General features: G+C 71.7%; 10 protein-coding genes. 6 read left to right on the top strand and 4 right to left on the bottom strand.

The annotated features are described in order from the left end of the window. Positions 1-70: 70 nt before the first annotated feature. The 3 genes from grpE to ASF35_RS03525 form a co-directional block, all read right to left on the bottom strand. A complete protein-coding gene (gene grpE, locus ASF35_RS03535; protein WP_055962848.1) occupies positions 71-685 on the bottom strand; it encodes a nucleotide exchange factor GrpE in 615 nt (204 codons plus the stop codon). Further along, a complete protein-coding gene (dnaK, locus tag ASF35_RS03530) occupies positions 682-2532 on the bottom strand; it encodes a molecular chaperone DnaK (protein ID WP_055962845.1) in 1851 nt (616 codons plus the stop codon). The genes grpE and dnaK overlap by 4 nt, the downstream gene beginning before the upstream one ends. 183 nt (positions 2533-2715) lie before the next feature. After that, on the bottom strand, positions 2716-3273 hold the full coding sequence (locus ASF35_RS03525) for a cysteine hydrolase family protein (RefSeq protein WP_055962840.1): 558 nt from the start codon (positions 3271-3273) through the stop codon (positions 2716-2718). A 100-nt stretch (positions 3274-3373) separates the two neighbouring features. Between ASF35_RS03525 and ASF35_RS03520 the strand changes: the two genes are divergently transcribed. The 5 genes from ASF35_RS03520 to ASF35_RS03500 form a co-directional block, all read left to right on the top strand. Next, positions 3374-4579 (top strand): sensor histidine kinase, encoded by a 1206-nt coding sequence (locus tag ASF35_RS03520; RefSeq protein WP_055962837.1) that lies wholly within the window; start codon positions 3374-3376, stop codon positions 4577-4579. Positions 4580-4626: 47 nt separating this feature from the next. Next, the gene (locus tag ASF35_RS03515) at positions 4627-5256 is read left to right on the top strand and encodes a response regulator transcription factor (RefSeq protein WP_055966134.1); all 630 of its coding nucleotides are present in this window, start codon (positions 4627-4629) and stop codon (positions 5254-5256) included. A gap of 327 nt (positions 5257-5583) precedes the next feature. Beyond that, the gene (locus ASF35_RS03510; RefSeq protein ID WP_055962834.1) at positions 5584-6375 is read left to right on the top strand and encodes an ABC transporter ATP-binding protein; all 792 of its coding nucleotides are present in this window, start codon (positions 5584-5586) and stop codon (positions 6373-6375) included. Beyond that, positions 6372-8804: an ABC transporter permease gene (locus ASF35_RS03505; RefSeq protein WP_156367943.1), complete on the top strand. Its 2433-nt coding sequence runs from the start codon at positions 6372-6374 to the stop codon at positions 8802-8804. Before ASF35_RS03510 ends, ASF35_RS03505 begins: the two co-directional genes overlap by 4 nt. Positions 8805-9324: 520 nt before the next feature. After that, positions 9325-10353 (top strand): HNH endonuclease signature motif containing protein (locus ASF35_RS03500; protein WP_235499101.1); only part of this gene is annotated, 1029 nt, incomplete at its 5' end. Positions 10354-10503: 150 nt separating this feature from the next. On the opposite strand, the gene ASF35_RS03495 is transcribed toward ASF35_RS03500, so the two are convergent. Then, positions 10504-11091 carry a TetR/AcrR family transcriptional regulator gene (locus ASF35_RS03495; RefSeq protein ID WP_156364888.1) on the bottom strand — a complete coding sequence of 196 codons (588 nt, stop codon included), beginning with the start codon at positions 11089-11091 and terminating at the stop codon, positions 10504-10506. A gap of 126 nt (positions 11092-11217) precedes the next feature. On the opposite strand from ASF35_RS03495, the gene ASF35_RS03490 reads away from it, so the two are divergent. Continuing rightward, the gene (locus tag ASF35_RS03490) at positions 11218-11973 is read left to right on the top strand and encodes an SDR family NAD(P)-dependent oxidoreductase (protein ID WP_055962825.1); all 756 of its coding nucleotides are present in this window, start codon (positions 11218-11220) and stop codon (positions 11971-11973) included. Positions 11974-12037: the final 64 nt, after the last annotated feature.

Raw genomic sequence — 12037 nt, 5'->3', positions numbered from 1 at the left:
CTCACCCCTTCCTCTCTGATCGATCGGTCGTCCGGTCGGGCAGCAGCACACGGCTCCTGCCCGACCGCCTTCACTCGTCCTCGTCGCCCGCCGGCGCCTCGCCCGAGGCGGGCTCGATGACTCCGACCTGCGCGTGGCGCAGGACCTCGTCGCCCATCCGGTAGCCCGTGCGGACCACGGGACCGACCGACGTGACCTGCACGTCGGGCGACTCGCCGGCTGCGAAGAGCGCCTCGTGCAGACGGGGGTCGAACACGTCGCCCTCGGCACCGAAGCCCTCCAGCTTGTGCGCCTTGAGCGCCTGGTGGAGCGCGTCGGCGACGGCCTTGAAGCCGCCCGTCAGCTCACCGTGCTGCTCGGCCCGACCGATGTCGTCGAGCACCGTGAGCAGCGAGCGGAGCACCGCGGCCTCGCCCTGCTGGCGCGACTGCGCGCGATCGCGCTCGACCCGCCTGCGGTAGTTGACGTACTCGGCCTGCAGACGCTGCAGGTCGGCGGTGCGCTCGGCCAGCTCGTCCTCGACGGTCCTGGGCGTCTCGACGGCCTCGGCCTCGACGACCTCCTCCTCGTCCGCGGGGACCTCGACGGCCTCGTCGACAGCCTCGTCGACGGGGGCCTCCCCGGAGGTCTCCTGCGAGACCTCCGGGTCAGCGCCCTCGGTGGGGCCGTCGGGCCCAGCCGTCACTTCTTCTCCTCGTCGTCGACGATCTCGGCGTCGACGACGTCGTCGTCGGAGTCGGTGCCGGCGTCGGCGTCACCCGTGGGTGCGTCGGTGCCGGCGGCCTGCTGCTCCGCGGCGGCCGCGGCGTACATCGCCTCGCCCATCTTGGAGCTGGACTCGCCGAGCTTGGTGACGGCGGCCTGGACGGCGTCGTTGTCGTCACCCTCGAGCGCCGCCTTGAGCGCGTCGACGTCGGCCTGGACCTCGCCCTTGACGTCGTCGCCCACCTTGTCGCCGTTCTCGGCGAGGAACTTCTCGGTGGTGTGCACGAGCGCCTCGGCCTGGTTGCGCGTCTCGACGGACTCGCGACGCTTGCGGTCCTCCTCGGCGTACTGCTCGGCGTCCTTGACCATCTTGTCGATGTCGTCCTTGGACAGCGCGCTGCCGCCCGTGATGGTCATGGACTGCTCCTTGCCGGTGCCGCGGTCCTTGGCCGACACGTTCACGATGCCGTTGGCGTCGATGTCGAACGTGACCTCGATCTGCGGGACTCCACGCGGCGCCGGGGGCAGGCCGGTGAGCTCGAACGTGGCCAGCAGCTGGTTGCCCGCCGCCATCTCGCGCTCGCCCTGGTACACCTGGATCGCCACGGACGGCTGGTTGTCGTCGGCCGTCGTGAAGACCTCGCTGCGCTTGGTCGGGATCGTCGTGTTGCGCTCGATGAGCTTGGTCATGACGCCGCCCTTGGTCTCGATGCCGAGGCTCAGCGGGGTGACGTCGAGCAGGAGCACGTCCTTGACCTCGCCCTTGAGCACGCCGGCCTGGAGCGCGGCGCCCACGGCGACGACCTCGTCGGGGTTGACGCCCTTGTTGGGCTCCTTGCCGCCGGTGAGCGTCTTGACCAGCTCGCTCACGGCGGGCATGCGGGTGGAGCCACCCACGAGGACGACGTGGTCGATCTGGTTCACCGAGATGCCCGCGTCCTTGACGACGTTGTTGAACGGCGCCTTGGTGCGCTCGAGCAGGTCGGCCGTGATCTTCTCGAACTCGCTGCGGGACAGCGTCTCGTCGAGGAAGACGGGGCTGCCGTCCTGCACGGTGATGTAGGGCAGGTTGATCGACGTCGAGGACGAGCTCGACAGCTCGATCTTCGCGCGCTCGGCGGCCTCGCGGATGCGCGGCATGGCCATCTTGTCCTTGGTCAGGTCGATGCCCGTCTTGGACTTGAAGGTGCTGACGATCCAGTCGACCACCGCGTTGTCCCAGTCGTCACCACCGAGGTTGTTGTCGCCGCTCGTGGCCTTGACCTCGATGACGCCGTCGCCGATCTCCAGCAGGGAGACGTCGAAGGTGCCGCCGCCGAGGTCGAAGACGAGGATGGTCTGCTCGTCGCCCTTGTCGAGGCCGTACGCGAGCGCGGCCGCGGTGGGCTCGTTGATGATGCGGCTGACGTTGAGGCCGGCGATCTCACCGGCCTCCTTGGTGGCCTGGCGCTGGTGGTCGTTGAAGTACGCGGGCACGGTGATGACCGCGTCGGTGACCGTCTCGCCCAGGTAGGCCTCGGCGTCGCGCTTCAGCTTCTGCAGGATGAAGGCGCTGATCTGCTGGGGGTTGAACGACTTGCCGTCGACCTCGGTCTTCCAGTCGGTGCCGACGTGGCGCTTGACCGAGCGGATCGTGCGGTCGACGTTCGTGACGCCCTGGCGCTTGGCGACCTCGCCGGCCAGGACCTCGCCGTCCTTCGCGAACGCGACGACGGACGGGGTGGTGCGAGCGCCCTCGGCGTTCGCGATGACGGTGGGCTCTCCGCCCTCCAGGACGGCGACGACGGAGTTCGTCGTTCCGAGGTCGATTCCGACGGCTCGTGCCATGGGGGTTCCTCCTGCTGATCGGGTGCTGCTGCGGGGTTCGTGAGCTCGGGGAGCCGTTGCCGAAGTGCTGGCAACTGACTTGAGTCTGATCGTATCAACCTTGGTGGAGCCCGCAGTATTCCGTCCCCCGACCGCCGATATCCGGGCCCCGAGCCTGTCCGGGGCTCGAGAGGAGGACGAAGGTCAGAGCTCGACGTCGACCGCCGCCACGACGTCGGCGACGCGGTCGGGGCCCCCTTGGAACTGCCAGTAGAGGTTCGTGTGCGCCACGACCTCGGCGGGAGAGGGCGCTCCGTACGCGGTGAGGTCCTCGGTGGTGTGGGCGTCGCAGACGAGCGTGACGTCGTAGCCGCGCACGAACGCCCCGTGCAACGTGGCGCGGATGCACGCATCGGTCTGGGCGCCGGTGACGACGACTCGCCCCGCGCCGCGTTCGGCCAGGACCGTCTCGAGCTCGGTGGCCTCGAAGGCGTCGCCGTAGTCCTTGTGCACCACCGGCTCGCCGGCACGTGGCTCGAGCTCGGGGACGATCTTCCACCCCTCGGTGCCCGTCGCAGGACCGTCGTCGTCGGCGAGGGAGTCCTGCACCCACACGACCGGCACGTCGGCGGACCTGGCTCGCTGCACGAGCTCGGCGATCCGGCCGACCACGGCATCACGCTCGTGGGCGTTCTCGACGACGTCGTTCTGCACGTCGACGACGAGGAGGGCGGTGCGTGACCTGTCGGGGAACTGGCTCATGTCCCGACGCTAGACCCGCGGGACGACGTTTCGGGACGCCGGATGCAGATCAGACCGTGGGTGGAGGCGTGGCGCTGCAGGAGCACCTAGGGTCGGGCGGGTGAGCACGCCAGCGGACCGTCCGGGCGGTCGTCGACCGTGGCGGCTGGGTCCGCGCGCCACCCAGTGGTTCGACGCAGCCCTCGTGGCCGGGCTCCTCCTGCTCGTGGCCGCGACGCTCGGGATCGACCAGCCGCTGTACGTCACCGCGCTCAGCGGGCTGCAGGTGCTGCCGCTCGTCTGGCGTCGACACCGCCCGGCCATGGCCTTCGCGCTGGTCTGGGTGTTCAGTGGCGTGCAGGCCCTGGTGCACGACTACCCTGCGATCGGCCAGCTCGCCTACCCCGTGGCGATGTACTCGCTCGCTCGCTTCGGGCGCCCCCGCGACGCCTGGGTCGGGCTGGGGCTCAGCGCCGTCGCGACGGGGGTCGCCACCTACGTCTGGGTCATGGCCGGGCGCTACGACGGCCTGCCGCCCACGGTCGAGCAGGAGCCCCTGAGCCTGCAGCTCTTCGCGCCGTACGCCCTGAGCATCGGGGCGATCGTGGTCGCCGCGTGGGCGCTCGGCACCCAGGCTCGCCTGCGACGCGCGTACGAGGCGGCGCTGATGGAGCGCGGCGAGCGGATGGCGGCCGAGGCGGAGGAACGCACGCGCGCCGCAGCCGCCGAGGAACGCACCCGGGTGGCACGAGAGATGCACGACGTCGTCGCGCACGGCATCACCGGCATGATCGTGCAGGCCGACGGTGCGCGCTACGCGGCGGAGCAGGACCCGGCCGTCGCGGTGCGCACGCTCGGGACCATCGCCTCGACCGGCCGCGAGGCTCTCACCGAGATGCGGCGCCTCCTCGGCCTGCTGCGCGGCACGTCGGACCCCGAGCTGGTCCCTCAACCCGGACTGGGCGAGCTGCCGGCCCTCCTGGCCGCCGACGTCGAGGCCGGCCGGGTGCGGGCCACGCTGCCGGACCCGACTCCCACCGTCCCCGACGGCGTGGCGCTGACGGTCTTCCGCGTGGTGCAGGAGTCGCTCACCAACGTGCGCAAGCACGCCGGACCCGACGCGACCGCGGAGGTCCGGGTCCGCGAGGACGGGGCCGACCTCGTCGTGACGGTCGCCGACGACGGCCACGGCGCAGCCGGATCGCCGACGTCGGGTGGCCTGGGCCTGGTCGGCATGCGTGAGCGCGTGGCGGTGCACGGTGGCTCCCTCGACGTCGGTCCGGCGCCCGGTGGCGGCTGGCAGGTGCGTGCGAGGATCCCCCGGTGAGCGACGCGACCGCACCCACCCGCGTACTGCTCGTCGACGACCAGCAGATGGTGCGTGCCGGGTTCCGGATGCTGGTCGACAGCCAGCCCGACCTCGAGGTCGTGGGCGAGGCGGGCGACGGCCAGGCGGCGCTCGACCTCCTCGGCGCGACCCGCGCCGACGTCGTGCTCATGGACGTGCGCATGCCGGTGATGGACGGCGTGGAGGCGACACGTCGGATCCTGCAGGACGACCGCGAGACCGCGCCCCGGGTGATCGTGCTGACCACCTTCGACCTCGACGAGTACGCGTTCGCGGCCCTGCAGGCAGGCGCGTCGGCGTTCCTGCTCAAGGATGCCGCGCCACCGGACCTGCTGGCCGCGATCCGAGCCGTGCAGGCCGGTGACGCGGTCGTGGCGCCGTCGACCACCCGACGTCTGCTCGACCACTTCGTGCAGCCGTCGGGCTCGCGCAGCGTGGTGAGCGAGGCGACCACCCGGCGGCTCGCGGAGGTGACCGACCGCGAGCGCGAGGTGCTGGGCCTCATCGCCCGCGGCCTGACCAACCCCGAGATCGCCGCGACCCTCGTCGTCTCCGAGGCCACCGTGAAGACCCACGTCGGCCGACTGCTCGCCAAGACCGACTCCCGCGACCGCGTCCAGCTCGTCCTGCTCGCCCTCGAGGCGGGGCTGGGGTAGGCGGGGGCCGCCCGGGGGGCGCAAGATTCTGCGTTCGAGTGCGGCGACCCGAACGATGCTGCGTTCGCGTCCGGATCCCGTCGTGAACGCAGCATCCTTCGCCTTCCCTCACGCGAAGGCAGAATCCTGCGTCCTCCTCGGGTAGGGAGGTAGGCCTCGCACCCCATACGGACCCGATGAGGTGCGAGACCTACCGCCGACCCCGCGATGCGGTGCGTCACCTACCTCTGACGGCTCGGACGGGGCGGGAGTCCACCCACGGGCTGACGCCAGGACCATCCCTCGCTCCGACGACTCGGGGGGTGCCGGATCCATAGCGTCGTCGGCATGACGATCACAGCACAGGCAGCCGTCGCGACCGCCGCGTCGGCGCGCGACCTGACCAAGACCTACGGCACCGGCCCGGCGGCCGTGCACGCCCTCGACGGCGTCTCCCTCGACCTCGCGCCCGGACGCTTCACGGCGATCATGGGGCCCTCGGGCTCGGGCAAGTCGACGCTCATGCACTGCCTCGCCGGGCTCGACCGGCCGACGCACGGGACCGTCTCGGTCGACGGCGTCGAGCTGACCAGCCTCGACGACGACCGACTCACCCGGTTCCGCCGCGACCACCTCGGCTTCGTGTTCCAGGCGTTCAACCTGCTGCCGATGCTGACCGCCCGGCAGAACATCGTGCTGCCGTTCGAGCTGGCCGGCCGACGCATCGACGCGAACGTGCAGGACGACATCGACACCGTGGTCGGGGTCCTCGGGCTCGGCGACCGGCTCGACCACCGCCCGAGCGAGCTGTCCGGCGGACAGCAGCAGCGCGTCGCGATCGCCCGCGCGCTGGTGAGCCAGGCGTCGATCGTGTTCGCCGACGAGCCCACCGGCAACCTCGACAGCACCGCCTCGGCCGAGGTGCTCGCCTACCTGCGGCGTTCGGTGCGCGAGCTGGGCCGCACCGTCGTGATGGTCACCCACGAGCTCGACGCCGCCGCCTACGCCGACGACGTCGTGGTGCTGGCCGACGGTCGGATCCGCTCGCACCTCGTGGACCCGTCGCGGGCCGAGCTCGCCTCGGTGCTGGCCGCCCGCCCCGACGCCGACCTGACGCGGGCCGAGGGAGGCGCCCGATGAGGACCGTGATGCTCGCGTCGCTGCGCACCCACACGCGCCGCTACGTCGCCGCGCTGCTCGCCGTGACCATCGCCGTGGGGTTCGTGGTGGCCACCAACGCGATCGCCTCGGCGGCCAAGTCCGGCCTCTCCGCCGGGATCGACGAGGCCTACCGCGGCGCCGACCTGGTCGTCGGCGACGACTACGGGATCGGCACCGACGACGTCGCCCCCGTCCTGGAGACCGCGGCGCGCCAGGGGGACGCCGCGGCGGTCATCGGGTCGTCGTTCGAGCCCGTCACCCACGACGGCATCGGCCTCGGCTCGGACACGTCCATCGGCACGGTGAGCACCGACGAACGACTGCTGCGCCAGCGCATCGTCAGCGGTCGGGCCCCGACCAGCGACGACCAGGCGCTCGTGGACGAGCGCACCGCCACGGCGGCGCGACTCGGCGTGGGCGACGAGCTGGTCGTGGGCAAGGGCGAGGAGGCGAGCACCGTGACGGTCGTCGGCATCGCGAAGCCGTCGTCGTACCTCGCGGCCGACGTCTACGTCCCGTGGGGCACCCTGTCGAAGCTCCCGTCGGCCTACCCCGACGCCGTCGTCTACGACGTGCGCGGCGGTGACACCGCAGCCGCCACGTCCGCGCTCTCCCGAGCGGTGGACGCGGAGGTGCGCGACCGCGCCGCGTACGTGGACGCGCGCGTGATCGCCGTCAACCAGGGAGTCGACGTCATCAGCTACGTGCTGCTGCTGTTCGCCGCCATCGCCGGCTTCGTGGCGGTCCTGGTCATCGCGAATACCTTCACCATTCTCTTCGCGCAGCGCACCCGCGACCTCGCCCTGCTGCGCTGCGTCGGCGCGACCCGGCGCCAGGTCGTCCGCTCGGTCCGCGTCGAGTCCCTCGCCGTGGCGCTGGTCGCGTCGACGGTCGGCGTGCTCGCCGGCGCCGGGGCGGGCTACGGCATCGTCGCCGCGGTGCGCGGGGTGACCGGAGGTCGTCTGCTGGGGACCGTGTCGTTGTCCCCCACCTGGATGGTCGCGGCCTTCGTCGGCGGCATCGTCGTGACGGTCACGGCGGCCTGGCTGCCGACCCGACGCGTGGTGCGGGTCAGCCCGCTCGCCGCGCTCCGGCCGATGGACGCGGACGTGCGCACCCGTGCGGGCAAGGGCCGCGTCGCCCTGGGTGTCGCGGCCGTGCTCGCCGGCTCGGCGGCTCTCGCCCTCGCCGTGCAGCAGACGTCCATGCCACCCCTCCTGGCCGGCGGCATGCTGTCGTTCGTCGGCGTGCTGCTGCTCGGACCCGTGCTCGTGCCGGCGATGCTGGGAGTGGCCGGACGTCTCCTGGGCCGCACCGGTCTCGCCGCCCGCCTCGCCACGGCCAACGCGGTGCGCAACCCGCGCCGCAGCGCCGCCACCACGGCGTCGTTGCTCGTCGGCGTCACCCTGACCACGGCGGTGCTCACCGGCATGGCCAGCGCCCGCGGAGCCATGGACGACGAGCTGAAGGTGCAGTACCCGGTCGACGTCGCGCTCACCGGTGACGGACCCGTCTCGGCCGGCACGCTCGAGTCGGTGCGAGCGACTCGCGGCGTCCAGGACGCCGAGGCCGTGCCCGGCGTCCGCGCGACGCTCGAGGGCGTTGGCGAGGTTCCCGTGCTCGCGCCCGACGCCGCCGCCTCGTCGGTGGCGCGAGGTCGTGGGTTGGTCGAACCCGGCCGCCTGGAGGTGTTCATCCCGCCGGACGTCTCGGCCGACACCGAGACCGGGTTCCCCGAGACGATGACGCTCGAGCGCGCCGGCCGCACCGTGGACGTCGAGCGGGTGCTCGTGGGCAGCGAGTGGGGGCGGTCCGTCGTGGCAGGGCCCGGCGTGCTGGAGGCCCTCGGCGGCAGCATCGAGCCGCAGGCCGTCTGGGTGCGAGCCGACGACGGCGTGGACGTCGACGAGCTGAGCGGCAGCCTGGGCGCCGTCGCCCGCGACGCCGACCTGGAGCTCACGTCCACCCTCGCCCAGCGGGGATGGGTCGAGAAGCAGCTCGACGTGCTGGTGTGGTCGGTCCTCGGTCTGCTGGCGGTGTCGGTCGGCATCGCACTGGTGGGCATCGCCAACACCGTCGGCCTGTCGGTCCTGGAGCGCGGTCGTGAGCACGCGTTGCTGCGGGCCCTTGGCCTGACCCGGCGCCAGCTGCGCCGCATGCTCGCCGCCGAGGGCTTGTTGCTGGCGCTCGTCGCCGCGGTCCTGGGCACGGCGGTCGGCGTGACCTACGGCTGGCTCGGGACGCTCGCGGTCGTGCGGACGGCTGTCGCCGACGTCTCCCTCGTCACGCCGTGGGACCAGCTGCTGGCCGTGGTGGTCGTGGCCGCTCTGGCGGGTCTCGTGGCCTGCGTCCTGCCCGCCCGACGGGCGTCGCGGGTGGCTCCGGCCGAGGGCCTGACGCTCGACTGAGGCATCGGCGTGACGGAGGTCCCGGAGGTCCGGGACCTCCGTCACGTATTCGAACGTGTGCTTGTTTCTTGTCCGGTGTGCCCTGTAGAATAGGTGTAGATCAGCAGGAGGAACCATGAGCGTCGCCGCACTCGACACCCACCCGGTGCCGTCGTGCGTGCACGGACTCCACGCCCTGCTCGACACGGTCCCCACCGCGGCGTGGGACGGCCTGGACCCCGCCGAGGTCCGACGACTCCTGGCTGAGATCGGTCGCGCCGAAGCTCGGTTGTCGGCCCACAAGATGGCCGCCGCACGTGTGCTGGAGAAGGCTCGCAGGGCCGCTGCGAACGGTGACGGACCGCGACCGGGGACGGGCACCTCTACCGGGGCAACGATCTCGATCGACTTCGGTGGTGACCGCAGTGGCGCCGACGCGTTGGTGAACACCGCCGAACGGATCGAGGAGCAGACCACCCTCACCGAAGCCGCCCTCGCGGCAGGCGAGATCACGATGAAGCAGGCCGACATCCTCTCCCGNGTGAACACCGCCGAACGGATCGAGGAGCAGACCACCCTCACCGAAGCCGCCCTCGCGGCAGGCGAGATCACGATGAAGCAGGCCGACATCCTCTCCCGCGCCCTCGCGAAGCTGCCCGAGGACGTCACCAGCGAGCAACGCCTGATGTGTGAGAAGACCCTGCTCAAGGACGCGCAGAAGCTCACCCTCAAGGACCTGCGCCGCAGGGCCGCCCGGATCACCGAGACCTACCGCAAGACCGTCGACGAGGTCGACGCCGACGAGGACGAGCTCCTCCGCAAGAAGGAAGAAGCCGCGCGAGCCAAGACCAGCTTCTCGATGTGGGACAACAACGACGGCACCGTCACCGGACGCTTCACCCTCCCCGAAGCACAGGGCGCGATGCTCAAGACCGCGCTCGACGCCCTGGCCGCACCGCACCAGAAGGTCGGGACCGTCAACGCCGCCACCGGGCAGATGGACGAGGTGGGATTCGGGCAGACCTACCCCCAGCGCCTCGGCCACGCCTTCGCCACCCTCGTCGAGCACCTTCCCGCCGACCAGCTCCCGTCCAACGGCGGCGTGTCCGCCGTGGTGACCGTCAACCTCGATCTCGACACCCTGATGGGCGGCGTCAAGGCCGCCGGGCTGTCGGACGGCACCCGCATCAGCGCCGGCGAAGCCCGCCGGCTCGCCTGTTCCGCCCAACTCGTGCCGATGGTCCTCAACGGATCTCCACTGCCTCTCGACCTCGGGTCCGCGAACCGGTACTTCAACCGCAGCTCACGCCGGGCGATGGAGAAGCGAGACGGCGGCTGCACCACACCCGGCTGCGACCGCGACGCCAGATGGACCGAGGCCCACCACCTCAACCCCTACGCCATCTCCAAGACCACCGACATCAGAGACGGCGCACTCCTCTGCTCGTTCCACCACCACCGAGCCCACGAACAAAGCTGGATCGGACGGATCAACCCCGACGACGGCCACGTCGAGTGGAAGCTCCCCGGCTCCGAGACCTGGCAACGCAACACCCGCTGGCGACCCTGAAGAGCCACCACGACACCCCGACCCATCGGTCGGGGCAGGCGTGCTGCCCAGCCACCACTGAACCGCCCGGAGTGGTCTCGATTCCCCTCCCCTCGCCGGCGCTCGTGGAGGCACTCGGCCATCGGCAGCCGGCAGGATCGGACGGCCCGGTCATCGGTCGAGCTGCGACCACCAGTCCGGCACGAGCCGATCGTAGATCGCCGTGAACGCCGCCGCGTCCGGGTCGGGCAGGTCGATCCACGACCGGATGACGCCGACCGTCCCGAGCGCGATGAGGCGCAGGGCCGCGTCGGCGACGACGTCCGGGTCGGCACCGGGGACGTCGGTGGGCAGCGAGAGGCGGCCCTCCTCGAGCAGCTGCCGCGAGGATCCGAGGAAGTGCTCGCCGAGCATGGCGTGCAGACCTCCGGCTCCCGCGTCGTCGGCCAGGCCACGTCGGTACACGGGCAGGTGCCTCAGGACGTGCTCCAGGACCCGTCGTGTCGTCTCCACCACGGCCGCATCGGTGCCTCGGCCGGGGTCGTGGAGGAGATCGGCGCGCAGGCCGTCGAGCTCGGCCAGGAGCGCGGCACGCAGCAGTCCGTCCGGCGTGGACGCGTGCTCGTAGAACGTCGAGCGATGCACGTCGGCACGGCGGGCCACCTCGGTGACGCTCAGCTGCTCGACGGGCGTCTCGGCCGCGAGGGCAAGGACGGCAGCGAACAACCGGTCACGGCTACGTCGGGCTCTCGCGTCCACGGGACCCCTCCTCACCGACGTCGCCGGGACCGTCCCGGTCTCGTTCGTCACACCGCTGGGCAAGTCTATCCGACAGTTGTAGGATGAGATTTGTCCGACAGGTGTCGGACAGAAAGTGAGGACATCATGGCCACCTACGACGTCGCGGACCGTTCCGCGATCGTGACTGGCGCCGGCTCCGGCATCGGCCGGTCCGTGGCCCTGCTGCTCGCCGCGAACGGAGCCTCGGTGCTCGTCCACGACCTGCGACAGGACTCGGCCGACCAGGTCGTGAACGAGATCGAGACCACCGGCGGCATCGCGCGCGCCTTCGTCGGCGACGCCGCCGACCCCGCGGTCGCCCAGGCCGCCGTCGCGGCAGCCCAGGAGATGGCACCGCTGCGGATCGCCGTCAACAACGCCGGCATCGGCGGTGCCGCCGAGCCCGTCGGCAGCTACCCCGTCGACAGCTGGGAGAAGGTCGTCAGCGTCAACCTCAACGGCGTCTTCTACGGCATGCGTGCACAGGTCCCCGCCATCACGGACGCCGGCGGCGGCGCGATCGTCAACATGGGATCGGTGCTCGGCTCCGTCGGCATCGCCGGCTCCTCGGCCTACGTCACCACGAAGCACGCACTCGTCGGCCTGACGAAGAACGCAGCACTCGAGCACAGCGCCGACGGAGTCCGCGTGACGGTCGTCGGCCCCGGCTTCATCAGCACCCCGCTGCTCGAGGCCAACCTCGACGACGACGCGCAGGCCGCCCTCGCCGCCAAGCACGCGACAGGCCGCCTCGGCACCCCCGAGGAGGTCGCGTCGCTCGTGGCCTTCCTCGCCTCGGACGCGGCCACGTTCGTGACGGGCAGCTACCACCTGGTCGACGGCGGGTACGCGGCCCAGTAGGCAGCGCTGCCCGGGCCGGCGTCGCACGGTCGACCGGGCACACGATCGCCGGCGCGACGTGTCG

It is taken from the genome of Aeromicrobium sp. Leaf291, from assembly GCF_001423365.1.
Taxonomy (GTDB): domain Bacteria; phylum Actinomycetota; class Actinomycetes; order Propionibacteriales; family Nocardioidaceae; genus Aeromicrobium.
Note: the sequence above shows the minus strand (reverse complement) of the source record. Positions and strands in the feature narration are given on the sequence as shown.